Origin of the sequence: Pseudomonas sp. AKS31 (genome assembly GCF_023634765.1) — a bacterium.
Taxonomy (GTDB): domain Bacteria; phylum Pseudomonadota; class Gammaproteobacteria; order Pseudomonadales; family Pseudomonadaceae; genus Aquipseudomonas.
The window spans coordinates 617,898-643,181 of record NZ_JAMLFX010000002.1 but is presented as its reverse complement, the minus strand read 5'-3'; the positions used below and the strand labels follow the sequence as shown (position 1 = coordinate 643,181).

22 protein-coding genes are annotated in these 25,284 nt (G+C 56.9%); 11 read left to right on the top strand and 11 right to left on the bottom strand.

The features are described 5' to 3' along the window. Window positions 1–95 precede the first annotated feature (95 nt). On the bottom strand, window positions 96–1,412 hold the full coding sequence (gene xylA, locus M9827_RS08925) for a xylose isomerase (protein ID WP_250605126.1): 1,317 nt from the start codon (window positions 1,410–1,412) through the stop codon (window positions 96–98). A gap of 175 nt (window positions 1,413–1,587) precedes the next feature. On the opposite strand from xylA, the gene M9827_RS08920 reads away from it, so the two are divergent. Next, window positions 1,588–2,769, top strand: a complete 1,182-nt coding sequence (locus M9827_RS08920; protein ID WP_093431655.1) for a XylR family transcriptional regulator — start codon at window positions 1,588–1,590, stop codon at window positions 2,767–2,769. 57 nt (window positions 2,770–2,826) lie between these two features. Further along, the gene (locus tag M9827_RS08915; protein ID WP_250605125.1) at window positions 2,827–3,471 is read left to right on the top strand and encodes a dTMP kinase; all 645 of its coding nucleotides are present in this window, start codon (window positions 2,827–2,829) and stop codon (window positions 3,469–3,471) included. On the opposite strand, the gene M9827_RS08910 is transcribed toward M9827_RS08915, so the two are convergent. The 9 genes from M9827_RS08910 to M9827_RS08870 all read right to left on the bottom strand — a co-directional run bounded on the left by M9827_RS08910 (window position 3,468) and on the right by M9827_RS08870 (window position 11,528). Continuing rightward, complete coding sequence (locus M9827_RS08910) at window positions 3,468–4,373, bottom strand: amino acid ABC transporter substrate-binding protein (RefSeq protein WP_250605124.1); 906 nt, start codon at window positions 4,371–4,373, stop codon at window positions 3,468–3,470. The two genes, M9827_RS08915 and M9827_RS08910, sit on opposite strands and share 4 nt — an antisense overlap. A 49-nt stretch (window positions 4,374–4,422) precedes the next feature. Continuing rightward, window positions 4,423–5,763, bottom strand: a complete 1,341-nt coding sequence (potE, locus tag M9827_RS08905) for a putrescine-ornithine antiporter (protein ID WP_250605123.1) — start codon at window positions 5,761–5,763, stop codon at window positions 4,423–4,425. A gap of 61 nt (window positions 5,764–5,824) precedes the next feature. Beyond that, window positions 5,825–7,027, bottom strand: coding sequence for a cation:proton antiporter (locus tag M9827_RS08900; protein ID WP_250605122.1), 1,203 nt, complete (start codon window positions 7,025–7,027; stop codon window positions 5,825–5,827). 147 nt (window positions 7,028–7,174) lie between these two features. Beyond that, window positions 7,175–7,594, bottom strand: a complete 420-nt coding sequence (locus tag M9827_RS08895; RefSeq protein WP_250605467.1) for a DUF6691 family protein — start codon at window positions 7,592–7,594, stop codon at window positions 7,175–7,177. A 2-nt stretch (window positions 7,595–7,596) separates the two neighbouring features. Further along, window positions 7,597–8,031 (bottom strand): YeeE/YedE family protein, encoded by a 435-nt coding sequence (locus tag M9827_RS08890; RefSeq protein ID WP_250605121.1) that lies wholly within the window; start codon window positions 8,029–8,031, stop codon window positions 7,597–7,599. 82 nt (window positions 8,032–8,113) lie between these two features. Beyond that, a complete protein-coding gene (locus tag M9827_RS08885) occupies window positions 8,114–9,172 on the bottom strand; it encodes an ArsO family NAD(P)H-dependent flavin-containing monooxygenase (protein ID WP_250605120.1) in 1,059 nt (352 codons plus the stop codon). A 227-nt stretch (window positions 9,173–9,399) separates the two neighbouring features. Beyond that, entirely contained in the window at window positions 9,400–9,915 is a 516-nt protein-coding gene (locus M9827_RS08880) for a cupin domain-containing protein (RefSeq protein WP_250605119.1), read from the bottom strand. A 169-nt stretch (window positions 9,916–10,084) separates the two neighbouring features. Next, window positions 10,085–10,834 (bottom strand): hydroxypyruvate isomerase family protein, encoded by a 750-nt coding sequence (locus tag M9827_RS08875; protein ID WP_250605118.1) that lies wholly within the window; start codon window positions 10,832–10,834, stop codon window positions 10,085–10,087. A 7-nt stretch (window positions 10,835–10,841) separates the two neighbouring features. After that, window positions 10,842–11,528 (bottom strand): aspartate/glutamate racemase family protein, encoded by a 687-nt coding sequence (locus M9827_RS08870; RefSeq protein ID WP_250605117.1) that lies wholly within the window; start codon window positions 11,526–11,528, stop codon window positions 10,842–10,844. 154 nt (window positions 11,529–11,682) lie between these two features. On the opposite strand from M9827_RS08870, the gene M9827_RS08865 reads away from it, so the two are divergent. The 4 genes from M9827_RS08865 (at window position 11,683) to M9827_RS08850 (ending at window position 17,616) form a co-directional block, all read left to right on the top strand. After that, complete coding sequence (locus M9827_RS08865; RefSeq protein ID WP_250605116.1) at window positions 11,683–12,585, top strand: GntR family transcriptional regulator; 903 nt, start codon at window positions 11,683–11,685, stop codon at window positions 12,583–12,585. A 228-nt stretch (window positions 12,586–12,813) separates the two neighbouring features. Further along, window positions 12,814–15,270: a membrane-bound PQQ-dependent dehydrogenase, glucose/quinate/shikimate family gene (locus M9827_RS08860; protein ID WP_250605115.1), complete on the top strand. Its 2,457-nt coding sequence runs from the start codon at window positions 12,814–12,816 to the stop codon at window positions 15,268–15,270. Between the two features lie 617 nt (window positions 15,271–15,887). After that, complete coding sequence (locus tag M9827_RS08855; RefSeq protein ID WP_250605114.1) at window positions 15,888–16,619, top strand: TSUP family transporter; 732 nt, start codon at window positions 15,888–15,890, stop codon at window positions 16,617–16,619. Between the two features lie 37 nt (window positions 16,620–16,656). Beyond that, the gene (locus tag M9827_RS08850) at window positions 16,657–17,616 is read left to right on the top strand and encodes a TauD/TfdA family dioxygenase (RefSeq protein WP_250605113.1); all 960 of its coding nucleotides are present in this window, start codon (window positions 16,657–16,659) and stop codon (window positions 17,614–17,616) included. Between the two features lie 146 nt (window positions 17,617–17,762). Here the strand turns inward: M9827_RS08850 and M9827_RS08845 are convergent, their stop codons facing one another. Next, a complete protein-coding gene (locus M9827_RS08845) occupies window positions 17,763–19,328 on the bottom strand; it encodes a carbohydrate porin (protein ID WP_250605112.1) in 1,566 nt (521 codons plus the stop codon). A 168-nt stretch (window positions 19,329–19,496) separates the two neighbouring features. Here M9827_RS08845 and M9827_RS08840 point away from each other — a divergent pair, with 168 nt between their 5' ends. The 5 genes from M9827_RS08840 to M9827_RS08820 are packed head-to-tail and all read left to right on the top strand — an operon-like array spanning window position 19,497 to window position 25,266. Next, window positions 19,497–20,771 (top strand): ABC transporter substrate-binding protein, encoded by a 1,275-nt coding sequence (locus M9827_RS08840; RefSeq protein WP_250605111.1) that lies wholly within the window; start codon window positions 19,497–19,499, stop codon window positions 20,769–20,771. A gap of 21 nt (window positions 20,772–20,792) precedes the next feature. Continuing rightward, window positions 20,793–21,755: a carbohydrate ABC transporter permease gene (locus M9827_RS08835; protein WP_250605110.1), complete on the top strand. Its 963-nt coding sequence runs from the start codon at window positions 20,793–20,795 to the stop codon at window positions 21,753–21,755. Beyond that, complete coding sequence (locus M9827_RS08830; protein ID WP_250605109.1) at window positions 21,752–22,594, top strand: carbohydrate ABC transporter permease; 843 nt, start codon at window positions 21,752–21,754, stop codon at window positions 22,592–22,594. The genes M9827_RS08835 and M9827_RS08830 overlap by 4 nt, the downstream gene beginning before the upstream one ends. A gap of 27 nt (window positions 22,595–22,621) precedes the next feature. Then, a complete protein-coding gene (locus M9827_RS08825; RefSeq protein WP_250605108.1) occupies window positions 22,622–23,767 on the top strand; it encodes an ABC transporter ATP-binding protein in 1,146 nt (381 codons plus the stop codon). Next, window positions 23,764–25,266 (top strand): glycoside hydrolase family 32 protein, encoded by a 1,503-nt coding sequence (locus M9827_RS08820; protein WP_250605107.1) that lies wholly within the window; start codon window positions 23,764–23,766, stop codon window positions 25,264–25,266. The genes M9827_RS08825 and M9827_RS08820 overlap by 4 nt, the downstream gene beginning before the upstream one ends. The last annotated feature ends 18 nt before the right edge of the window (window positions 25,267–25,284 follow it).

Here is a 25,284-nt window from a genome sequence, read left to right as displayed (position 1 = left end):
GGGCTGGTAAACTGTAGAGAATCCGCCGGCGCCGCAGGCACAGAATTGTCGTGCAATTGTCACAGCGTCGTTGCGCCGGCAGATTCTCGTAGCGATCAGCGATAGAGGTAGCGGTTGACGATGTTCTCGAGCATTTCCTGGCGGCCGCTGACAGCTTGCGGGTTCAACTCGTTGGTGAATGCGTGCTCGGCCAACGACTCAAGGTTGAAGTCACCGGCCATCACCGCCTGCCCGAAGGGCTGCTGCCAACCGACATAGCGTTGATCCTTGAGCCGTTGCAGTTCGTCGTTCTGCACCATGGCCGCTGCGCGTTCCAGAGACAGGGCGAGAACATCCATGGCACCGACGTGGCCATGGAACAGATCAATCTGATCAAGGCTCTGCCGGCGAACCTTGGAATCGAAGTTGAAACCGCCGTTCTTGAACCCGCCAGCCTTGAGGATTTCATAGGTGGCCAGGGTCATTTCTTCAACGCTGTTGGGGAATTGGTCGGTGTCCCAGCCGTTTTGCGGATCGCCACGGTTGGCGTCGATGCTGCCGAAAATCCCCAGCGATACGGCTGTCGCAATCTCGTGATGGAAGCTATGCCCGGCCAGGGTCGCGTGGTTGGCCTCGATGTTGACCTTGATTTCGTGCTCCAGCCCGTACTGCTGAAGAAAGCCGAACACGGTGGCGCTGTCGTAATCGTATTGGTGCTTGGTCGGCTCCTGCGGCTTCGGTTCGATCAGCAGGTCGCCGGTGAAACCGATCTTGTGCTTGTGCTCGACCACCATGCGCATAAAGCGGCCCAGTTGTTCGCGTTCCCGTTTCAAGTCTGTGTTGAGCAGGGTTTCGTAGCCTTCGCGACCGCCCCACAACACGTAGTTGGCGCCTTTCAGGCGATGGGTCGCGTTCATGGCGCTGAACACTTGGGCAGCGGCGCAGGCGAACACTTCGGGATCCGGATTGCTCGCGGCGCCGGCAGCGAAACGCGGGTTGCTGAAGCAATTGGCGGTGCCCCACAACAGCTTGATTCCGCTTTGTTCCTGATGTCGCTCGAGGTGATCGACCATTTGCGCGAAGTGGTTGCGGTACTCCTTCAGTGACTGGCCTTCCGGGGCGACATCCGTGTCATGGAAGCAGTAATAGTCGATACCCAGTTTGGAGAAGAATTCGAAGGCCGCAGCGGCTTTGCCTATGGCCAGCTCCATCGGGTCGCCGGCGTGTTGCCATGGGCGCTTGAACGTCCCCGCGCCGAATACATCGGAACCCGGCCAGACGAACGTGTGCCAGTAACAGGCGGCCATGCGCAGGTGTTCGCGCATGGGTTTGCCGAGGATCAGTTTGTCGGCGTCGTAGTGACGAAAGGAGAGGGGGGAATCGCTATCCGGACCTTCGAAGCGAATCGGCTCGACATCAGGGAAATACTGCATGGACCTTGTCCTTGTTGTTCTTGGCGGTGTCTCGATACTAGCAACGGCCCCGTGCCTGCTGATTATGAAAAACACCAACACCGGGTGCGATTTTGCGTATTGAGCTTCTTCGGCCAGGCGCCTAGTCTGTGCCAATCGCCTCTGTGACAAGGGGCTCGGGACAAGCCTGAAAACAATGAAAACCGTACCGCCTGTTCACCGCATCGCCCTGTTGTTCAACGGCAGCAAGATCTATGACCGTGGGATCATCAGCGGCATCGGCAACTACCTCAGCAGCACCCGTGCTTCCTGGGACCTGTTTCTGGAAGAGGATTTTCTCTGTCGTTTGAAAGGCATCGAGCGCTGGCAGGGTGACGGGATCATCGCCGACTTCGACGATCCGCTGATTGGCGAGGCGCTGGCCGACATTCAGTTGCCAGTGGTAGCGGTAGGGGGCTCGTACGAAGATAAGCGCGCCTATCCAAAGGCGATTCCGTATGTCGCCACCGATAACAATGCGCTGATCACCTTGGCTTACACGCATTTGATCGAGGCAGGACTGCAGCGTTTTGCCTGCTTCAGCTTGCCTGAAGCGCAAGCCAATCGTTGGGCGCAAGAGCGGGAAAAAGCCTTTCGCAAACTGATGAAGCGCGATGGCCTGCACGGCGAAATCTACCGTGGTATGGGCACCAGCGCACCGCTGTGGGACAGCGCCGTTGAACAACTGATCGCCTGGCTGCAAAGCCTGCCTAAACCCATCGGCATCATCGCCGTCAGCGACGCCCGCGCGCGTCAGTTGCTGCAAGCCTGCCTGACCGCCGGCATTGCCGTGCCGGAGCAAGTGGCCTTGATCGGCATCGACAACGACCCGCTGACCCGCAGCCTGACCCGAGTCCCCCTGAGTTCTGTTATTCAGGGCACCGAAACCATGGGCCGTACCGCCGCGCAATTGCTCCATCAGATGCTCCACGGCATGCCATCCACCGGCACGCAAATCCTGATTCCGCCCGATGCAGTCAACGTGCAGGTATCGAGCTTGCACCAGCCGTTGGGCAATCCCTACGTCATGCAAGCCCTGCTGTTCATTCGCCAATACGCTTGCCAGGGCATCAAAACGGCGCAGGTGGCGGCGTATGTTGGCGTATCGCGCTCGTCACTCGAAGCGCATTTCCGCGCCGAGCGAGGCTGCAGCGTGCACGACGAGATCCTGCGTTTCAAACTGGCAGCGGCCACCAGCGGCCTGAAAAATACCGACTCAGTGATTGCCGACGTGGCGCGCAGTTGTGGCTTCAAATCTGCGCAGTATCTGCACACGGTGTTTCGGCGGGAGTTTGGCTGTACGCCGCGCGAGTATCAGCAAGGGGCAGGGATGCGCTGATGGAGTACCGGAAATGAGGTTAGAGTGGCCATCAATGTCTTGATTGTTGCGTGAACAATGAATCGTCCGCTGTTCGTTTCTCTGGATGGGCCCAAGGGCACCGGCAAAACCACACTGTTGGAAGCTGTTACGCAGGTGCTGAGGGCAGGCAACCAGAAAGTCATCCGGCTTTGCGAGAGGAAAAGCGATCCTTTCAGGGGGGAAACCATGGCCCTGGTGAACACGCTGGCCAGAAATCCTTCTGTGGATCTGGAGTGGGCTGTGTGTCAGCGCTTGGCGGACAGCCGTCGCTGGATTTCCCAGAACGTTCTGACGAAGCAGCCGCTGGACAGCATTATCCTGATCGACCGCTGGTATCCCTCGGACGCCGCGTTCCGCCAAACCATCCCGTTTGCCGAGATTCTTCAGTTGAATATGGAGCGAGAAGTCCAGGTGCCAGATCTGCATGTTGGCGTCGTCACCGATCCGGATATTTCGTGGGCGAGGGCGGTGACACGCTCGCGGGGACTGGGCGGCACTGTGATTCAGAAGTACGCCGCGCATGTGGCGTGTACCGAGATGTTCGAGCAGGCGGTCAAGGATCACGGCTGGATGTTGTGCCGCAATGAAGGAACGGTTGAGGAGGCGACGATGCTGGTGGTTTCTCAGATCTATGAGGTGCTTGGGTTGAACGTCGAAGTGGATGCCAGGCTTGGCGCTTAGGGTATCGCGTAGACCTTGAACAGTTTTTTCGCCGTGTCGCTGGCACCCTCCAGGTATTTGTCGAATGCCTGTTCTATCTCGCCGGAGCGATACATTTCACTCAGCGCAGTGTCGACCAGCAGGCGGAAATCTTCATCCTCTCGATCCACTGCCATTGCAGTCGGTGCGTACTCAAAAATCCGCTCCAGCAGCAACAGGTTTTCTGTGGGGTAATTTTTGCTCAGGAGATGTTTGAGCATCATGCGTTCAGCGAAGAACGCGTCGGCTTTACCTTCGGCAACCAACTTGAGACCAGCATCTGCGTTCTCTACGGTGACCAGCGTCGCCACAACACCGAGCAATCGCATTTGCTGGAGTATCCACGTCTCGGTGACACCGCCAGCGGTGACGGCATACGTCTGATTGGACAGACCGCGATTCACGGTGGCTCGCCATGTCGGCCCGGTATGAGCCACCTTGCCGTCCAGCACATTGAGCAACGCTTGGGATGCATCCCGGCGCACCACTGCCGACAGCCCGGCGGTGTAGACCGGTACCGAGTAGCTGACCTGCTTGCGCCGTGCCAGCGTGGGTGGGGTTGGGGTACAGAGAATGTCGACTTTGCCCGTACTGACGGCACTCATCGGGTCGCCAACAGAGACAGGCTGGTAGTGAATGTTCAACTCGGGCAGGCCCAGGTCGGCCTTGACCTTTTCGGCTATTTTCAGACAAAGATCGATGGCATAACCGCTGGCTTTATCGGCTGCCTTATCACTGAAGGGCGCGAAGTCAGGCAAATAGCCGAGAGTGAAAGCATGACTCGCGCGTATGCGCTCAAGCGTATTGCCATGGGCCATTAGCGGGAGCAGCGCAAGCATGCAGACGAGCAGCAGGTGGTTGGCTTTGGTCAGTTTCATGTTCATGCGCGAGCGTCCTCGAATTCAGATCTCTGTGCTGTTCTGAAGCCTGCGATCAAGGGCTGTCGGGCTTGGGATGAGCGGTCGCAGAGACGGCGACAAAACGTTTAGCGAGGAAACCGTAAAGCAGGTAGCCGAACACCAGAACAAGGATGCCGCCGAACACGGCGTCTTTGCCGCAGGCATACAGCGCGTACAGGGAGTAGGCCACGGCCACCACTAACAACAGGGTGTTGCGCGTGTATACGCCTGCGCTGACTTTGGCCTTGTACATCATGACCAGCAGCCCGGTAGCGGCCGTCACATAGGGGATCAGGTTGGTCACTGCTGCAAGGCTGACGAGTTTCCCGAACTGCTCACTCGCATTCGGCGAAATGGTCGACAGTGCCATCAAGGTCTGCAGTACTCCACAGACCAGCATCCCGACGATGGGGGCATTGCTCGCGCTGACCTTGCTGAACAGTTTCGGGAACATGCCCTGATCAGCAGTCATTTTCGCGGTTTGCGCCAAAGTGAACTGCCAGCCCAGCAGCGAGCCGACACAGGCCATCACCGCGAGCGCCATGATGATGTTACCGACGGCAGGGTTGAACATATGCGCATAAACGAGCGCGAAGGGCGCTGATGAGTTGGCCAGTTCGGCATTGGGAATGATGCCCTGAATGACCGTCGTCGATAGCACATAGACTGCTGCCGCCCCCAATGTACCGAACAGGCAGGCCAGCGGCACGGTCCGCTTGGGGTCTTCCACCGCATCAGAGGCTTGGGCTGCCGACTCCATGCCGAGAAACGCCCAGAGGGTCAGGGGAATCGCTTTGCTGATCGCTTCGGATATTGGCAGGTCGTTCGGGTTCCAGGCGGCGATTATCAGATCGGGTTTGAACCAGAACCAGCCGATGATGCTCAAGCCCGCGACCGGAATGATCACCCCCCAGACAGTCACTGCACCAATCCTGCCCGTGATGCCAGGGCCGCCAAAATTAGCCGCGGTGGTCAACCAGAGCAAGCCGACCGTTCCGATGAACAATGGAATGGCGCCGCTTCCCAGCCATGGCAGGAACGAAGTCATGTAGCCCACAGCGGAGATGGCCACCGCCACGTTGGCGATCGCCAGCGAGAGAAAATACAAATACGAGCACAGGAAAAAACCGGATTTTGCGTGCGCCTCTTCGGTGTAGGCGGATAACCCGCCTGAGCGCAGGCAGTAGATGCCACACTGGGAAAAACAATACGCAATGGCCATGGAGCCGACAGCCGTGACGATCCATGACAATAATGAAACAGCTCCGAGTTGGGCCATGCTCGTCGGCAACATGATGATGCCTGAGCCCATCATGTTCACCGTCACCAGCGTGGTGAGCCCCATGAGGCTCATTTTCTTGCTTGAGTCGGCCATCGGAATCCCCTTGATCTGCGAAACGCATCGCCGCTCAGCCATCGGGCGCAGTGCCCTGTGTTCATGGTCGGTTTTCGCTGACGGTTGATGCCAGCCGTGCGACCCATGGATTGGCACTCAAACCATGTAGCAGCACGCTGAGCAAAACGGTACAGGCCGCTACAGCCACCAACGTACGGCCGGCTTGCAGAGGGTAGTTCAATATCATGACGGCGAAGACTATGCTCGCCAGCCCCCGCGGCCCGAACCAGCCAATGAACAGGCGAGTTTCGAAATCAAACCCGGTTCCTGTCAGGCTAATGAGTACCGGCAGCATGCGAATCACGGTCAGGCTGAGGACTGCATACAGCCAGATATTCAGAGTGAAACTGCCCCAGGCCCAAGGGATCACCAGCGCGCCGAATACAATCCAGGTTATGACGGATAGCAAGCTGGCGAACTCTTCGCTGGCCTTGAGCAGATCGTGCTTTTGTTCAGTAAACAGGTAGCTGGCGAGCAGCCCGCCAACGAACGCGGCGATAAACCCACTACCGCCTAGTGTTTGCGCGGTAGCAAAGCAAAGCACCGCTAACCCTGGCAGCGTCAACTGCGACCACGTGGGTGTTTGCCAATGATGTTTTGCAGAGTAGCGCTGCAGCAGCCAGGCAATGAACGTAAGGGCGCCGCCGATGAGTGCGCCGATACCAAGCTCCTCGAACACCAGTTCCAGCGCCAGCGAGACGGGAGACTGCGTTTGCTCTTCGATCAACAGGGCGAGGAACATCAACAGCACCGGCACGCAGATGCCGTCATTGAGTCCGCTCTCCACGTTCAATCCTTCACGTACGGAAGCCGCAACCTTTGGATTGCTAACCACCGCCTTACCCAGTGCTGCGTCGGTGGGGGCCAGAAGGGTTGCAAGTATTGCCAACTCTATCGAGGGTATCTGCGGGAACAGCCACATACCGGCCAGCCAGCCACTCAGCATGGTCAGCGGCAGCCCGATCAGCAACAAGCGCAACGGCAATCCTTCGTGCACTTTGAGAACCTTGAGGTCGGCCCTGGCTGCATCGCTGAAAAGAACAATCGCCAATGTCAGTTCTGCAAGAATCTTGAGTCCATCACGGTCAATCCGCAGTTGCAGAAAATTCAGAAACGCAGGGCCGAGAATCAGCCCGGCGAGCATGAACATCAGAGGCCCATTCAGCAGGCGTGACTCGAAACGCCCCGCAAACAGGCTGTAGGTCAGAAGGAAAGCGGCAAGCAGCGCCAAGTTCTGATACATCGAAGACCTGCCTGTCCGGATTGATGCGCTGATAAAGGCGCAATTAAAGGAAAAGGGACCAGGCAGGTTTAATTCATTGCGCGTTGAGTCTTCTGATTTAAGTCAATTGAGGACCAGATTGGATGACGCCTGGGTCTCGGCGAGTAATCAGGTCGTGCGTAGACGTTCAAGTAAAGAGAACAAGTACATACCGGCCAACATCGCCAATACGAATATGATGATCCGCCCGTGCCCCGTAAGCAGAATAGCGACGGCGGGGCCAGGGCAGATCCCCGCGATGCCCCAACCGATACCGAACACCAGGCTGCCGCCAATCAAGCGGGCATCCAACTCCCTTTTCATTGGTAACTGCATGGGGGCACCTAGCAAGGACTGCTTGTTCTTGCGCGCCCAATTCAGGGGGACAACCGCCACTGCGATGGCTCCTCCCATCACCAGTGCGAGTGACGGATCCCAGGCCCCGGCCACATCAAGAAAAGCCAATACTTTGGCGGGGTTCGTCATGCCTGCCAAGAGAAGACCCAGACCGAAGATCAGGCCCGAAAAAAATGCGGCCAACTTGATCAATTTCATGCTCCCACCACATGACGAATGACGTACACCGTTGCGAAACCGGCGAACATAAAGCACATCGTTGCCGTGATGGATCGGGCTGACAGTCGAGATATCCCACAAACACCATGACCGCTGGTACAGCCGGAGCCGTAACGGGTTCCCACGCCGACGAGCAGCCCCGCAGTAATCAGGGCGGGCCACTCTGACCTGATCTCGATGTGCGGCAACACGTTAAATGCCCCCCATAACAATGGCGCAAGCGACAGACCAAGAAGAAATAGCGCCTTCTCGCTCCAACCTTCACTGCCAAATTGCATCACGCTACCAATCAAACCACTGATACCTGCGATGCGACCATTTGCCAGAACGAACATGCTAGCCGCCAGGCCAATCAAGGCTCCTCCGCCCAGGGATGTCCAAGGCGTAAAGTTGACCCAATCAATGCTCATTTTGCGTCTCCTGAACAGAAGTGCTGATAAAGGACGTCGATTTTGATGTCAATCAGCGTTGACTGAGCTGAGGTGCGCCGACTCACTGCTCCTTCAAAAATCGCTCAATTTCCTCGACGGTACTGCGCGCCGTTCGGGTCACGCCGATCAGTGTCGCGGAAGCGGCGCCTGTCCAGTCGCCATAACCCACTAACCACAAACGCGGTTCCTGAATCGAATGCGTACCTTTGACGGCCACACGCCCGTCGGCGGTACACACGCCCAGTGATTCCAGATAGCCGAGGGCAGGGCGGAAGCCGGTGCACCAGATCACCGCGTCGACCGGCGTTTGCGAGCCATCAGCCCACGTCACGCCGGTCTCGGTGAAGCGCAGGAAGGGCCGAACCGCGTGCAGCACGCCGCGCTCCCGAGCCTCGACGACTGGCGGCACCATCACGATATCGCCCAAGCCGCCAACCGGTCTCTCAATGTCGATGCCGGCCAGCTGCGCTTTCCAGCGCTCGGTGGCGCGTTCGAAGAGCACGCGTCCATCAACGTCATCGGCAAGAAACTCTGGCAGCTGCGCAGTGACCCAGGTGGCATCGGCCACTTGCGAGACTTCAGCGAGGATCTGTGCACCGGAGTTGCCACCGCCGACCACCAGGACTTTTTTTCCGGCAAACGGCTTGGCATTAACGTAGTGGGCCGAATGCAATTGCTGACCGGTAAAGATTTCGCTGCCGGGGTAATGCGGCAGGTAGGGATGGCGCCAGGTGCCGGTCGCGCTGACCACGGTGCGGGCCAGCCAACTGCGGCCCTGGGCTTTTACGTTGAGGTGATTGCCCCGACGTTCGATAGCGTTGACCCAGTAGGGCCGTTCGACAGGAAATTGGTAGCGTTGCTCATACTGGCGCAGGTAATCGAGTACGTTGTCGCGAGTTGGGTAGCCGTCAGTGACCGGAGGCATCATCCAACCGGCGATGGAGCTCCAGGTCGACGGTGAAAACAGTCGCAGGGAATCCCAGCCATGCCGCCACGCGCCACCCGGTGCAGCTTCGGCATCGATAATCACAAAGGAGCGCCCGGTACGGCGCAGGAAGTAAGCCACGGCGAGTGCGGACTGGCCACCGCCAATAATCGCGACATCCACTTCGGCAGGCATGGGGAATCCTTGGGTCAGCGAAAGTCAGGTCAAGTTAATCCATTTGAAGTGGAGGTTTGTTGATGTTGCTCAAGCGGCTGCGTTGCAACTGACATCATTTAACATAATATACATTACACGTAACAAGATGTTTCGAGGTTAGCCTCGTTGCCCACGAGATTTCATTCTCCTGCGAAGCCTCAAAACGGCTTTCCCTTCAATCTGATAATCCTTTTAATCTGCATCGCTCAATCCTCATCCCGTGTCAGCTTTTCAATCAGCACTCGATGCTGTGGAAAAACCGCCGTGAGTTTCTCGCGACTCCCCATCTCCATGTCGGCGAAATCGAATCCTGGTGAAACCGCTTCACTGATCAAACCAAATCCGTTTGAGCCATCCAGCAACCGCGATGCTTTCCAGATGCCACCCGGTACGTGCAATTGCAGGTGCTGTCCTGCGAGAACATCGTTGCCCATGACGAATGTCTGCAATGATCCGTCAGGATGGATCAGGCTGTATTCGAGCGCGTCGCCCAGATGGAAATAATGCAGTATGTCGGACTGGTTGAAATGAAACTGGCCCACGGGTGATTGCTCGGTCAGCAGATAGTAGATCGACGTCATCAGGTAGCGCGGTCCTGCAGCGGTTTCGAGCCAGTCGCGATGGTCTGACTGATAGGTTCTGCGAAAATAACCGCCTTCGAGATGAGGCTCGAGATTCAACCCATTGATCACGTCTTGTGCGCTTGCTTTACGTTGAATCATCGCCTGCTCCATTGATTAAATGATGGCTTTTTGATAGCTCAACTAAACGACCATTTAGTGTAGTTAACTGTAGATGGGCGACGATCGAAGATCTTAGCGATCATCGCCCTCCTTTTACATTCCATCACAGAATCACAAACCTACCGTCGCAATGTCTTGAGTCTAAAACCTAAGCACTCAACTGCTTGAACCACTCAAGGCTCGCAACGGTAGAGCCAGAAGGACGGTATTCACATCCGATCCATCCTGCATAGCCGCGCTGCTCCAGCGCCGCGAACAACGCAGCAAAGTCGATATTCCCTGTTCCCGGCTCGTGACGACCCGGGCAATCAGCAATTTGCACATGGACGGTTCTGGCATAAAACCGCGCCAGCACATCGGCTGCGTCTCCGGTCAAAAGCTGGGCATGGTAAAGATCAAGAATCAGCCCGACACTCGGGAAGGTTTCCAGAATCTGTTGCGCCTTGCTGAAGTCAGACATGTAATAGCCCGGCATCGCCTCCGCGCTGATCACTTCGATAAGCGGCCGCAGCCCCTGGTCTTCGAAGTACTTGACGGCATATTCCAGGTTGCCCGCGTAGATACGCTCAGCGTCATTCTGCGTTGTAACGCCCGACATGATGTGGACATCCGAACACGCCAACGCCTTTGCGTAGCTGACGGCCTGGCGCAACCCGTCGCGAAACTCCACTTCCATGCCCGGTAACGCGGCGATGCCTTTGGTCACGCCAGCCGGGGCGGCGAACTGAATCAACGGCAAACTGTATTGGGCTAGATGGTCGGCAAGCAGACTTGCGTCGAATTCATACGGCGACGGGAACTCCACCGCCCGGAAACCGGCGGCTGCGGCGGCTTCGATGCGTTGCAGAAAAGGCAATTCATTGAATTGGAAGCCGAGATGAGCATTGAACTTGAGCATTGGGTAATCATCCATCCTGGGAAGAAACGAAATCATTAGCCTGGAGCATCCTTCGCAACTCCAGCACTGCACTGTCGGGCGTGGTCAATACGGGCAGACCAGATCGAGCCTGTGCCAGCCCGGCGGCGCTCGTCATCGAAAACTGGGCGAAACAGATCAGATCGCAGGCCTCGACCCGACCGGCCATTTCTGCGATGGCGGTATCGTGACCTTGTTTGTCGCCTTCACTCAGCCTCTGCATCGCACCGGAAACAAAATACGGCACCACCTCCAGCACGCGACCACGACGCTCAGCCACTTGCTTGAACTCGGCGACTATCGAAGGGATGGTCGGCTCGAACGTCGCCAGCACAGCAATACGCGATGCTTGCGTGATTGCCTGGTTGATCATGGCTTCGTTCGGCTTGAGTACCGGAATGGCAATCTCAGGCTTGCACAGGTCTATGGCATCGCCAAAAGCCGAGCAAGTGAAGAGAATGGCGTCCGCGGCGCTTTGTACTGCGTAATGTGACAGTGCCAGAAAGCGCGCCTTCATACTCGAGGTTAGTGCCCCCTCCTCCACTCGATCTCGGGATAACGAGTCTTCAAGCAGATTGACGATCTGTGCCTGCGGCCATTGACTGGCAAAAGCTACCGTGACGGGATCGATCGCCAATGCGGTCGCGTGGATCAGAAAAATGCGCGGAGCCTTCATGCTCATATGCCTCGACAAGGTTGTTCGACAAGTCCGCCAGCGCTCTTTGTGCAGATACCCTCGTCCTCCTCGTGTGGTATTTTCCCACTCCAGTCCGATGGGGGCCTCTGCCCCAACGGGAACGGACTGAAGTTAACCATTCGAGAGAGAGCCTGTGATCAAGAAAGACCTCGCCCTGCAGTTGGCTCCACGCGTCATCGACATGGTGCGAGCCAGGTCGATGAAAGCCGGTGAGCCGTTGCGCGAGCAGACGTTTGCGCAAGCGCTTGGGGTGTCCCGTTCGCCTGTCCGGCGCGCTTTTGCCTTGCTCGCTGAATGGGACCTTGCCATCCAGGAACCCAATCGTGGCTACTTCCTGAAAAAAGATGCAGGGCAGATTCAGGAGGCAGCATTCCCTCTCGCCAGCGATCCCTTCGAAGAGTTTTACCTTCGTGTGGTCGACGACATTCTTGGCGGAGAAATACCTGCCGACTTTTTTGAAGCGCAACTGCTGCGCCGTTACGAAGTACCCCGAGGACAGTTGCTCAAGGTACTGAACAGGCTGGCCAGCGAAGCCATGGTAGAGCGCAAGCCGGGGCAAGGATGGAGTCTCAAAGACTTCGTGCATAACGCCCAGGCACACATCCAAAGCTACCGTTTTCGGATGGCCATCGAACCGGCCGCCCTGCTTGAGCCCGGTTATCAGATCAATCACGCCGCATTTGCCCAAGCCCGGCAACAGCAACTGGCCATGCTCGACGGGGATATCCATACCTTGTCCCGGGCCCAACTGTTCGAGGTGGGCGCCCAGTTTCACGAACTGATCGTGCAGTGCTCCGGCAATGTCTTTTTCATTGATGCCATACGCCAGCAAAATCAGCTCAGACGCTTCATGAGCTACAAGGCCAACGTCGATCGCACTCGTCTTATGGCGCAATGCCAGGAACACATCCATTTGCTCGACCTCATCGAGTCTGACCGGCGTGAAGAAGCTGCGCAATTTCTCTGGAGACACCTGGACGACGTAGGCCGACTCAAGACCCGGCAGGACGTCATGCCAAAAGATGAAGGGCTATAGAGCGCGTCACCCACTCCCTGGTACTGATCAAAGCTTCATCTGAGTGCTCTACAGCCATTCGCGAAGCAGCTTATCAGATTGTCTATCCTAGGCACAAAATACAAAAAAACCATCTAATCCGTACGGAATAGTTAATTTTTTCGTCGGATATTGTATTTCGTTACAATAATGAGCAATCATGCGCGCCGCTCGGAAGGAGCCATATCGAATCACACAGGGATGATCGCAATGAACGAAGGGACGTTGGGTAGAGGAGCGGGAGTCTCGAACCTTCTGTTCGGGGCGTACAACATATTGGTTGCCCTGCTTGGAGCGACGCTGGCCTACAAAGGCGGTGTCCTGGTGGCGGCGGGCGGATCGCCCTATTACGCCATGATGGGGACCACCCTGCTGCTCTCGGCCATCCTCATCGGCCTGAAACATTCCCTCGGCCTCTACCTTTATGGCGCAGCCTCTCTGGCCACCTACGCCTGGGCGATCTGGGAGTCTGGATACGACGGCTGGGCTTTCATTCCACGCCTGGCCTGGCTGGCCGTTCTGAGCATTCCGTTTCTGGCATTCTGGCCTTTGGTGCGTCGTGACTTTGCCAATGCCAAACGAAGTCATTACTTCATCATTATGGGTGGGCTGCCGCTGCTCATGGGGGGCACAATCCTGGTCCCCCTGTTCTTCCCGACAACCGTTCACCTCGCCGACTCGACGCTCGCCACAACACGCACTGGACAACCCTTCAGCCGCAGTACGGTGACTTCCCCGGACGGCAATATTGCCGCGTCACACAACGAGACCAACTGGACTGCCTATGCAGGTTCCAACTTGGGCAATCACTATTCCGCCGCATCACAAATCACGCCTTCGAATGTGCCGGGCCTGGTGAAAGTCTGGGAATACCACCACGGCGACGTGAAGCAAGCCGGTGAAAAAACCAAGTACTTGAACGAGGCCACGCCGATCAAGGTCGGTAACTCGCTTTATACCTGCACGCCAAAGCAAATCATCATTTCCTTGAATGCCACCACCGGAAAGGAGAACTGGCGGTTCGACTCCAAAGTTGACCCGGACTACTTCGCCAATGGCGGCGCCTACTGCCGTGGCGTCTCCTATTTCGAAGTACCCAATGCCAGTGGCCTATGCGCCTCGCGCATCATCTGGGGCACCAACGATATTCGCCTGGGCGCGGTAGACGCCCTGACTGGCCAAGCGTGCCCCGGCTTCGGCAACGCAGGTTTTGCGGATTTGAAAGACGGGTTAGGCACCTTCAGAAAAGGCTCGACGGGTATCACTTCTGCCCCCATCGTCATTCGCGGGGTCGTCATCACCGGAGGCCGAGTCCTTGACTCAGATGTGCGCCCGGCCCCTTCGGGGGTGGTTCGTGCCTACGATGCAGTGACCGGCAAACAGAAATGGGCCTGGGACCTGGGCCGCCCAGACACCAATACCCCCGCTCGCCACGACGAAACCTACACGCTTAGCACGCCCAACTCCTGGGCACCGCTTTCCGCCGACGATGAGCTCGGGTTGGTGTATGTCACCACCGGCAACGCAGCTGGCGACTTCTACGGCGGTACCCGCACGGAACAGGAGGACAAGTTCAGCTCTTCCCTGGTTGCACTCGATGCAGCGACAGGTAAGGTCAAATGGCATTTCCAGACCGTTCACCATGATCTATGGGACTACGACCTGAGCCCACAACCCAGCCTGATTGATTTCCCAACCGCCACAGGGTCACGCCCGGCCGTTATCCAAGCCACCAAGTCCGGCCAGTTGTTCGTGCTTGACCGCGCCACCGGCGAACCACTGGTGGATGTCGTGCAATCGCCTGTGCCACAGGGGACCGCCCCCGGAGACTACACCGCTGCCACCCAGCCACTTTCGCCGGATATGCCGAGCACCATGGGGCGCCCATCGAAGACCCCGGAAGTACTCACCGAGGCCAAGGCCTGGGGCCTGACCCCTTTCGATCAGATGCAATGTCGCCTCGAATTTCGCCAGGCACGCTATGAAGGGATCTTCACCCCGCCGGTCGTCGGCCAACAAAGCCTGATTTTCCCCGGTCATCACGGCGGCTTGAACTGGGGAGGTGTGATGGTCGATCTAAAGCGCGGACTGCTGATCATCAATAACCAGCGACTCCCTTATATGCAGGGACTGGTTCCTCGCGAACAACTCGATGCAATCAATGCCAAGTCGTTCCAGGAATCGCCGGGCAACAGCCAAGGCTTCCGCGTCCAGGCCGGGCTGCCTTATGGCGCCATCAAGGATCCGTGGATGTCCTCCCTTGACCAGCCTTGCATTGCGCCACCCTGGGGTTTCATTGCTGGCATCGACCTGCGCACACGCGACGTCGTCTGGAGCCGACCATTCGGTACCGGATATGACAGCGGGCCTTGGGGAATCGCCTCCCGGATGCGCTTCGAAATCGGTACACCGAGTGACGCAACGGGCGTGACGACCGCCGGCGGCGTGACGTTCATCGGTGCCACCCTCGATCGTTTCATGCGCGCTTACAACAGCGAAAGTGGCGAACTGCTGTGGGAAGAACGCCTCCCTGCAGGTAATCAGGCCTCACCCTTGACCTACATGAGCCAAGGCCGACAGTACGTCGTGGCCGTAGTTGGCGGTCATGATCGAATTCCAACCAAGCTGGGTGACAGCATCATTGCTTGGGCCCTACCCGAGAAGTAAGTCGCGTTTTGTCTGAGAAGGCTTGCCATGACAGTGTCGGACGGTAGAAACATATAATTGTTTCTACCCTCGCGACCGACGAAGAAAGTGAGTCATGGCAGTCTCTCGGTTTATTTAAATGGCGATAACTACCCGTACAGACTAATGAGTCTTATCGACACTATGACCCGCCTTTAATCGCCGGGACGTGACGGGGTGGACGATTGAATATATTCAGGAGGGAGATGTTCATCGGGCCGAAAACTAGTCAGCGCAACGATGCAGCCATTTGGATAATGCACTGACTTTCCGCCATAAAGAGTAAAGGGGTTACGAACTACCGTAACCCTTACTCACGCATCAACCAGACTTTATTTATTAGCCTCGACGCCCCCTTCAACAGGAGCGGAAACCTTATCGTGTTGAAAAAGATATACGCCTGACAACCAAGCGACATCCACCGATGTAAAAACTCGACATGGCCAAGTGCCTAAAGCAGGCAATGACTTAACCCAGCCTGCAACACCTGATTGTCTCGGAACACTTATAGGTGCTTGTGCAAGGACAAGTTGCTTCGCAAAAAAAACCACCGCATCTAGATGCACGCTTAACCTTTAAAAATTGGACAGGAATTGATAATGCTCGGAATCTCTGATGGCTTGTATATGTTGGTGGGCGTCAGTTTTATCACGTCATTCATGACTGCCGCCATTGGTGTTGGTGGTGGTATTGGATTGCTTGCAGTGATGCCTCAATTCATCCCCATATCTGCGGTAGTGCCGGTTCACGGTTTGATTCAAATGGTCAGCAATGGCAGCAGATTTGCCTTTGATTACAAGAGCGCAAAAATAGAAATCCTGCCTAGATATGTCATTGGCTGCCTTGTCGGTGCCTTCATAGGTTATTTTTTTATCGGGAAATTCCCCGAGCAATATCTATCACTGATCCTTGGCCTTTTTATTCTGGCCATTACCTGGACGAAGATCGTCTCGCGCTTGGGGTTTGTATTTAAGAACTTTGCAATCGTGGGCTTCTTTCAAACGTTCCTTTCACTCTTCGTGGCAGTGACCGGTCTGATATCACAGCCGATCCTGATGAAGATGAACATCAATAAGAATGAAGTGATCGTCACCCACGCCATGCAAATGAGTGTGCTCCACGGCTTGAAAGTGGCGGCCTTCGTTATTGCCGGTTTTGCGTTCATGGATTACGCAAATCTCATCATCATCATGATTACCGCATCCACGCTTGGATCGTATTTGGGGGGTTTTCTCAGAGACCGTATATCGCAGCGTGTAGGCGCCATGCTTTTAAAAGCAGGGGTGACGTTTTTTGGTTTGAAAATGGTCTTCGATCATTTTTTTCAGTGACATGTAAAAGCTTTCCCATCAAGACAAGGAGTGTGAAATGACTGCAAGCAAAAAGTTTGATTTTTTTGACACCAAAGGAATCGCCCTTTTTCTTAAAGAAAATGGATATTGCGTGATCAAGCCTCAAGACCACTCTGTGGAAGCCTTTAGAGAGATGGCGGGTAAGTTTGGACTGATTCAGTTCCATACGAAATCGGATGAACATGGTGTGGTCGGCGGTGGCGAGCCGATAAACAAAGACTGGCAAACTTTCAAGGACGATTACCACGGTGAGCTGTCGAGCGATTTCTTCCCGCATACCGACGGATCTTTTCTGAACGGGATGGTTTATGTTGATGGCCGGGCAACAAAAGTCACCCCACCCAAATTCGTCATCCTCCAGTGCATTTCCAAGCCTGAGTTTGGCGGAGATAACTTCCTGGTGGATGGGCAGAAAATTTACAATGACCTGCTTGCCAATCAGGCTGACACACTGAAGATATTGATGGCCCGCGGCAGTGTTGCCTACTGCCGGGACGATTTACTGTCCATAGATTGCGCAGTATTCGAACAGGTGACTACCGACACATTAAGAATCCGCTATAGATATGACAGCACCGCCTTCATTCCTGAATGGGCCAATGCTGCCTTTAACTACATCCAGAACCACTACTCCACCAACGAGAACTACATCACCAATATCAGCCTTGAACCGGGGGACATTCTGGTCATGGACAACCTGCGAGTCCTGCATGCCCGCCATAAATTCGTGGATGGCACCATGAAAAGAAAAGTAAGACGCCTTTGGATTGCCGACGACTCAAATACCACCTTCAAGAACATATTGGATCAGTCACCCGTGCGCAGAGCCATGTTGCCTTTTCAGAAATACAACATTGCCCAGCATGAAAATACCGATCATTCATTTATCGAATACACGTGCGGCATTCATTACCAATCGAACAAGAGCGTATTAACGAGCCATAAAAATCCCGAGATGATGGCCGAGCAACACTAATCTGCAGGAAACAAGCCGATGTCCACGTCAATGACGATCGACAACGCTAACCGCTAAAACGCGTAACAACCGCGACAGCTTTTCAGCTGTCGCGGTTCTATAGCAAACCTTCCATGTCAACGATAGAACATGAACACGTTCAACGATTAAAACCAGGTTTCCATCTGTATACCGTATTGCCACACCCCTCCCGCCTGGAAGTCGGACATGCCAAAGGCGTCTTTAGTGCTGAACCTGTCCAGATCCGAAGACCAGTTCATGTAACTGGCGAACACTCGCAATTCCGGACGCGTTAGTAGATCGCCAACGTCCAGTTTGAATGTGGGGGCGACAGTGAATTTCCAGAAGTTACCATCGACCGCATTACGTTGTAGATAGCCCTTGGGGTCGAGGTTCATGGTTTGCCAGCTCATTTCGTAGGCCATTTCGAAGTTGCTGTTGATTGTGTTGGCCAGGCGCACGTTCAAGGTCAGCCAGCGGTAGTCGTCACCTTTGACGTATCGATCCTTGCTCTGTTCGGCCAGCAAGCTGGGGCCGATGCGCCAGTCAGAGGTCAGCGGGGTCTCACCGTAAAGCGCCAGACGCAGCGCGCGGGCCTCGTCGATCAGTTCACCATCCGAGCCAACGTTCTTGACCTCTGCCCCCAGGCCTTGCCCATAGAGCAGCGCCGTTTTAAAGAACCCTTCCCTGCCGAAAAAGGTTTTCTGGTGATTGGCCAGCATGCTGTGCAAACCGCTATCCGCAGGCGTCAAACCGGCTTTATTGGTGCGGGTGCCGACATCGTTTTTCTTGGCGCCGATGGCGTTGTACATCCACTGCCACTGGCCATCCTCGAAGAACTGGTTGGAGGTCAGGATGTAGCTTTCCACATCGGCATTAATACCGCCCTGACTGAAATCCCCGTAGCTACGCCCAATCAACGAGTAATTCGAACGCCAGTGCTGGTTCATCTGCACATCGTAAATTCCACCGCCGGTGCCGGCCAGGTAGACGACGTCCGAGTCCAGCCAGTGGATGTCGAAATTATCTCTATCGAACCGCTTGCCTGCCCACAGCGTAGCGTTCTCGAAGACTGAATTGCCTTTGAACGCAGCGACATGATCGAGCGTGGCGAACACTTGGCGTACGTTGAGGTTGCTTTCGTCGGCCGTCCAGTCATTGGAGCTTTCCACACCGTCAGCGATGGAAACCGTGAATTTGGAACGGGTGCCGTTTTGCGCATAGATCTCTTTCGACAGGTCGATACGCATGTAGGTGTCGTCTTCATTACCGAGTCGCCCGACTGCACCACCCACCGCGCCGGCCGGCGTTGTATACGGGCCGCCACGGCCGCCACCCAGCCCCTCGTCGACCAGCAATCCGGAACGCGCATAGCCGTTGAAGCTGAACCCATCGGTGAGGTTCCCGGTACTGCCCTCCTTCTCCAGGCTTTGCTGACGGGCTTCGAGTTTTGCCAGTCGGGTGTCCAGAGCAGGCGCTGAAATGGCTGTTGCGTTAGACGCAACGGGCTGCAAGGGCGGCGTCGCGAGTTTGATCTGCTGCAATTCCCGGGCAAGTACTTGGGTCTGCTGTTCGGCCGTGGCTGCACGTTTTTCCGCTGCGCTGGCACGGGCTTCAAGTGCGGCCATGCGCTCCTCCAGTGTTGCGGCCTGAGCGGTCGCCGCGGATGTGCCGAGCACACCTGCCAGTAGCCAGCCTGTTGCTTTGTGCATATGAAATCCCTGTTTTGTTTTTATTGTTGGTTGACGCAAACCGCCGTTTTTTCCGTGCGTTGCGAGTTGTCGCAATCGACGAAAAAAAGGGTGCCTCATCGCAAATACGCTGCTACATTTGCCGATGTTAACGTTAACTTTTCTAAAAACAAAAATAAAGGACGCTCGATGAAACACCTGAAATCGCTCCTGCCCGTAGCATTGATCACCCTGTCTGCCGCACTGCCATCCGTCTCGAGCGCAACCGATCTGACGATCTCGTGCGGTGCGGTGGGGGCGGAATTGCAACTGTGCAAGGAGGCCGTCGAGACATGGTCGAAACAGACTGGCAACAACGTCGAGGTGGTCTCCACGCCTAACTCGGCAACCGAGAGGTTGTCGTTCTACCAGCAGATCCTCAGTGCGCAGTCCACCGACATCGACATCATTCAAATCGACATGGTCTGGCCGGGGATGCTGGCCAAACACCTGATGGATCTGCGTGAGGTGCTTCCCGCCAACGCGACCCAAGGCTACTTTCAGGCCCAGGTCGATAACGCCACGGTCAACGGACGGCTGGTGACGATGCCGTGGTTCACCGACTCGGGTCTGCTGTATTACCGCAAAGACTTGCTTGAGCAATACAACAAGCAGGTTCCCCAGACGTGGGAGGAAATGACCGCTACCGCCAAGGATGTGCAACAGGCTGAACGCAACGCCGGGAACGCCAATCTCTGGGGTTACATCTTTCAGGGACGTGCCTACGAGGGGTTGACGTGTAATGCGCTGGAGTGGATCAGCAGCCAACCGCAAGGCGGACTGATCAATCAACGCGGCGACATCGTGGTCAACAGTCAGGCCTCAAGAGCGGCGTTGACCCTGGCGAAAAGCTGGGTCGGAGACATCTCTCCGCGTGGCGTGCTCAATTACACCGAGGAAGAAGGACGTGGCGTATTCCAGTCCGGCAATGCGCTGTTCATGCGCAACTGGCCTTATGTCTGGGCCTTGGTGCAAGGCCAGGACAGTGCCGTAAAGGACAAGGTTGGCGTCGCTCCCCTGCCCCGCGGCGGCGAGACCGGCGAGCATGCCTCCACACTCGGTGGCTGGGGCCTGGCGGTCTCGCGTTACAGCGCGCATCCCAAGCTTGCCGCCGAGCTGGTGAGCTACCTGAGCAGTGCCCAAGAGCAAAAACGTCGAGCGCTGAAAGGCGGCTATAACCCGGTGATCGAGTCGCTGTATCAAGATCCCCAGTTGCTCGCGGCCATGCCTTATTACGCTCAGCTGCACAGCATTCTCAACGCTGGGGTCATGCGCCCCGCCGCCATCACCGCCGACCGTTATCCACGGGTCTCCAATGCCTTCTTCGATCGGGTGCATGGCGTGCTGGCGGGCGAGTTGCCCGTCGATCAGGCGCTGGCCGAACTGGAAAGCGAACTCACGCGCATCAAACGCCGGAACTGGTAAGCCACAAGGAAGGAAATCACCATGTCTGTCTCTACTGCCCATGCCCCGTTTGAAGAGCTTCTGCTCACGAGGGAAACGCCTGTACAACGTCGCCGGGTGCGCGCTGCCTGGCTGTTTTTGACGCCGATGCTGGTCTGCCTGGCCCTGGTGGCAGCCTGGCCGCTGCTGCGCACATTCTGGTTCAGCCTGACCGACGCCAGCCTGGCGGACACCGGTGGCGCAACCTTCATCGGCTTGAGCAATTATCTATTGCGCAGCGGTTCCGGCTGGTCGGGCATCCTCGTCGATCCACAGTGGTGGAATGCGGTGCGCAACACGCTGTATTTCACGGTGGTCTCGGTGGGGCTGGAAGTCGTCCTGGGGCTGTTGGTGGCGTTGCTGCTGAACATCAAGTTCACCGGCCGTTCTCTGGTGCGAGCGTTGATTCTGATTCCGTGGGCGATTCCGACGATTGTCTCGGCGAAGATCTGGTCATGGATGCTCAACGACCAGTTCGGCATCATCAATCACCTGATGCTCAGCCTCGGCCTGATTGACGCACCTTTGGCCTGGACGGCAGATGCGGACCTGTCGATGTGGGCGGTGATCATCGTTGACGTCTGGAAGACCGTGCCCTTCGTCACGCTGCTGATGCTGGCGGCCTTGCAGATGTTACCGAGCGATTGCTACGAAGCGGCCAGGGTCGATGGCATTCATCCACTGAAAGTGTTCTGGCGTGTCACGCTGCCACTGTTGATGCCTGCACTGCTGGTGGCGGCGATCTTCCGCATCCTCGATTCGCTGCGGGTATTCGACGTCATCTATGTGCTGACCTCGAACTCGTCGAGCACCATGAGCATGTCGGTGTATGCCCGCCAGCACCTGGTGGAGTTCCAGGACGTCGGGTACGGCAGCGCGGCGTCGACGTTGTTGTTTCTGGTGGTCGCGGTGATCGCCATGCTTTATCTCTACCTCGGACGCCGTCAATTGGAGGTCCGCGCATGAGCCCGCGCCTGCTGAAAAAAACACTGTTGCGACTCGGGTTCTGGTGCCTGATCGGGGTTTTGCTGCTGTACGCGATTTTCCCGTTCTACTACGCCATCGTGACCTCGCTGAAGCCCTCCAGCGCCTTGTTCGAGGTGAGCTACTGGATCGAAAATCCCGACTTCTCCAATTACGCGGCGGTACTCCACCAGGCCTCATTCCTGCGAGCGATTGGCAATTCGCTGGTGGTTGCGCTGTGCGTGGTCACACTGGCGCTGTTCCTCAGCCTGACCGCTGCCTATGCCTTGGGCCGGGTGAAATTCCGTGGGCGTGGCACGGTGTTGATGATGGTGCTTGGCGTGTCGATGTTTCCCCAGGTTGCGGTGCTGTCAGGGCTGTTCGAAGTGATCCGCGCCTTGGGTCTTTACAACACGTCCTGGGCGTTGATCCTCAGCTACACGATTTTCACCCTGCCCTTCACCGTCTGGGTGCTGACCACCTTCATGGGACAACTGCCCCATGAACTGGAGGAAGCGGCAATCATGGATGGTGCGTCACCCTGGGTGACGCTGACCCGCGTGCTGTTGCCGCTGCTCTGGCCTGCACTGGTCACCACCGGTTTGTTGGCTTTCATCGCGGCGTGGAACGAGTTCCTGTTTGCCCTGACGTTCACCCTCACCGACAGCCAACGCACCGTGCCGGTTGCCATCGCCTTGATTTCCGGCGGCAGCCCCCATGAGTTGCCTTGGGGCTTGTTGATGGCTGCCTCGGTGCTGGTCACCGTCCCACTGGTGATTCTGGTGCTGATCTTCCAGCGCCGAATCGTTTCCGGTCTCACTGCCGGCGCATTAAAGGGTTGATGCCCAATAAAGACAAGGAACAGCATCGTGATCAAATTGAAACTGGACAACGTCAACAAACAACTGGGCGGCACGCGGATTCTTCGCGACATCAACCTGGAAATCGCAGCGGGTGAATTCGTGGTGTTCGTCGGCCCTTCGGGCTGCGGAAAGTCAACCCTGCTGCGCCTGATCGCCGGGCTGGATTCGATCTGCGCCGGTGATCTGCTGATCGACGGGCGGCGGGTCAACGACCTGGAACCACGCGAACGTGGCGTCGGTATGGTGTTTCAGTCCTATGCGCTATACCCGCACATGAGCGTCTACGACAACATCAGTTTCGGTCTCAAACTGGCCAAGACTGAAAAGAGCAGCCTGCGCGAGCGAGTGCTGAAAACTGCGCAAATCCTGCAATTGGACAAACTGCTGCAACGCAAGCCAAAGGAACTGTCTGGGGGGCAGCGTCAGCGCGTGGCCATGGGCAGGGCCATGGCGCGGGAACCGGACATTTTGTTGTTCGATGAGCCGCTTTCCAATCTGGATGCGTCCTTGCGGGTACAGATGCGCAACGAAATCGCCCGGCTGCATGCCCGACTGCGCTCAACCATGATTTACGTCACCCACGATCAGGTGGAAGCGATGACCCTGGCTGACAAAATTGTTGTGCTCAATGGCGGTCACGTCGAGCAGGTCGGCTCACCGCGCGAACTCTATGAAAGCCCGGCGAGCCGTTTTGTCGCCGGTTTTCTCGGTTCGCCGAGAATGAATTTCCTGCCGGCCCGCTTGCATGCGCCGGGCGAAACCAGCCTGGTTGAGGCTGCCGTTTTGGGGATGACCGCCCTGCCCTTCGACAGCTCGAACCTGGCGGCAGACGCCTCGCTGAGCCTGGGCGTCCGCCCGGAACACCTGTCGCTCAAAGCGGCGCCAGGAACCGCTGGCGTCGTCGTGACCGGGGTCGAATACCTGGGCAGTGAAACCTATGTTCACCTGGATACAGGTCAAGACGAGCCATTGATCTGTCGTTGTGAAGTCAACGCTGGATGGCAGACAGGCGATCGGGTCGAACTGCAACTGGACATCGACAAGATCCACCTGTTCGACACTGACGGCACGGCATTGAAGCGCCAACCACAAGCCATTGAATCCGTGGCGGATGACCTCTCTCCGCGCTCAATCCGAGCACATGCCCTATGACCGTGTCTTTGAATACCCCGAGCGATCCCATGCCTTCGACCCTTGACCTTGCGCAGCGCGCACTGGCTGACAGCCAGTCTCGCGTCATCGAGGATTATCGACCCGGTTATCATATTGCCCCTCCGGCAGGCTGGATGAACGACCCTAACGGGGTGGTGTACTTTCGTGGCGAGTACCACGTGTTCTATCAGCATCACCCCTTCGACGCGAAATGGGGCCCGATGTATTGGGGCCACGCCAAGAGTGCCGATCTGGTGCATTGGCAGCACCTGCCCATTGCGCTGGCACCCGGCGATGACTGCGACCGGGACGGCTGTTTTTCCGGTAGCGCGGTGGTGTGTGGCGATACCCTGGCCCTGATCTACACCGGGCACACCTGGCTGGGGGAAGTGGGTGACGAGCGCTTCATCCGTCAAGTGCAGTGCCTGGCGACCAGTACCGATGGCATCCACTTCGTCAAACACGGCGCGGTGATCGACAGCGCGCCGCAAGACACCATCATGCACTTCCGTGACCCCAAGGTCTGGCAGGCGGATGACTATTGGTACCTGATTGCCGGCGCACGTCTGGGCGATCTGCCGCTGCTGCCGCTGTACCGTTCCACGGATCTGCACGCCTGGGAGTTTCTGAACTATGTGTCTGGCGGCAGGGAGGGCGATGGTTATATGTGGGAGTGCCCGGATCTGTTCCGACTGAACGGACGCGATGTGCTGCTGTACTCCCCTCAAGGCATGCCATCCCAAGGTTACGAACGGCTCAACAAGTACCAGACCGGTTACCGCGTGGGTCGACTGGACAACGAATGGAATTTCACTGGCGGGCCTTTTATCGAGCTGGATAACGGCCACGATTTCTATGCCGCGCAGACGCTATTGGCCGCCGATGGTCGACGCCTCCTATGGGCATGGCTGGACATGTGGGAAAGCCCGATGCCGAGCCAGGCCCATCACTGGTGCGGCATGCTCGGACTGCCCCGCGAACTTGAGCTGTGCGCCGATCGCCTTTGCGTGTATCCGGCACGGGAGCTCAGCGCGCTGCGAATGACGCTATTACCGGGTACGCCGTGGTGGGGCGAGTCGGGAGCCCGCTGGGTGCCGCAAGTAAACGGCGACATGCTCGAAATCCATGTGCATCTGGATCTGCTCGGCTGCACTGACGGCCAGTTGGGCGTCGCCTTGCGGTGCAGCGACGATGGCCGTGAAGAAACCCTGCTCTACTATGATCCGTCACTGCAGCGCCTGGTGCTCGACCGCAGCCGCGCGGGTACACAAGTCACAGGCCAGCGCAGTGTTGCGATAGATCCGACACAAGAGCGACTGGAACTGCGCGTGTTTCTCGACCGCTCATCCATCGAGGTGTTCGACGAAAACGGTCGCTTCAGCCTCAGCAGTCGTCTCTATCCGCGATCCGACAGTCTGGGCGTGAAGCTGGTGGCAAGCGGGAGTGGCGGGCGTGTCTCGATTCCCCGGGCATGGCCGCTCGGTTCTGGATGGTCATGAGCGGCGTCATTCGGGTCG

Coding starts and splice junctions, on each gene's coding strand:
- xylA (WP_250605126.1), bottom strand. CDS start 1,412: ATGCAGTATTTCCCTGATGTCGAGCCGATTCGCTTCGAAGGTCCGGAT.
- M9827_RS08920 (WP_093431655.1), top strand. CDS start 1,588: ATGAAAACCGTACCGCCTGTTCACCGCATCGCCCTGTTGTTCAACGGC.
- M9827_RS08915 (WP_250605125.1), top strand. CDS start 2,827: ATGAATCGTCCGCTGTTCGTTTCTCTGGATGGGCCCAAGGGCACCGGC.
- M9827_RS08910 (WP_250605124.1), bottom strand. CDS start 4,373: ATGAACATGAAACTGACCAAAGCCAACCACCTGCTGCTCGTCTGCATG.
- potE (WP_250605123.1), bottom strand. CDS start 5,763: ATGGCCGACTCAAGCAAGAAAATGAGCCTCATGGGGCTCACCACGCTG.
- M9827_RS08900 (WP_250605122.1), bottom strand. CDS start 7,027: ATGTATCAGAACTTGGCGCTGCTTGCCGCTTTCCTTCTGACCTACAGC.
- M9827_RS08890 (WP_250605121.1), bottom strand. CDS start 8,031: ATGAGCATTGATTGGGTCAACTTTACGCCTTGGACATCCCTGGGCGGA.
- M9827_RS08885 (WP_250605120.1), bottom strand. CDS start 9,172: ATGCCTGCCGAAGTGGATGTCGCGATTATTGGCGGTGGCCAGTCCGCA.
- M9827_RS08880 (WP_250605119.1), bottom strand. CDS start 9,915: ATGATTCAACGTAAAGCAAGCGCACAAGACGTGATCAATGGGTTGAAT.
- M9827_RS08875 (WP_250605118.1), bottom strand. CDS start 10,834: ATGCTCAAGTTCAATGCTCATCTCGGCTTCCAATTCAATGAATTGCCT.
- M9827_RS08870 (WP_250605117.1), bottom strand. CDS start 11,528: ATGAAGGCTCCGCGCATTTTTCTGATCCACGCGACCGCATTGGCGATC.
- M9827_RS08860 (WP_250605115.1), top strand. CDS start 12,814: ATGAACGAAGGGACGTTGGGTAGAGGAGCGGGAGTCTCGAACCTTCTG.
- M9827_RS08855 (WP_250605114.1), top strand. CDS start 15,888: ATGCTCGGAATCTCTGATGGCTTGTATATGTTGGTGGGCGTCAGTTTT.
- M9827_RS08850 (WP_250605113.1), top strand. CDS start 16,657: ATGACTGCAAGCAAAAAGTTTGATTTTTTTGACACCAAAGGAATCGCC.
- M9827_RS08845 (WP_250605112.1), bottom strand. CDS start 19,328: ATGCACAAAGCAACAGGCTGGCTACTGGCAGGTGTGCTCGGCACATCC.
- M9827_RS08840 (WP_250605111.1), top strand. CDS start 19,497: ATGAAACACCTGAAATCGCTCCTGCCCGTAGCATTGATCACCCTGTCT.
- M9827_RS08835 (WP_250605110.1), top strand. CDS start 20,793: ATGTCTGTCTCTACTGCCCATGCCCCGTTTGAAGAGCTTCTGCTCACG.
- M9827_RS08830 (WP_250605109.1), top strand. CDS start 21,752: ATGAGCCCGCGCCTGCTGAAAAAAACACTGTTGCGACTCGGGTTCTGG.
- M9827_RS08820 (WP_250605107.1), top strand. CDS start 23,764: ATGACCGTGTCTTTGAATACCCCGAGCGATCCCATGCCTTCGACCCTT.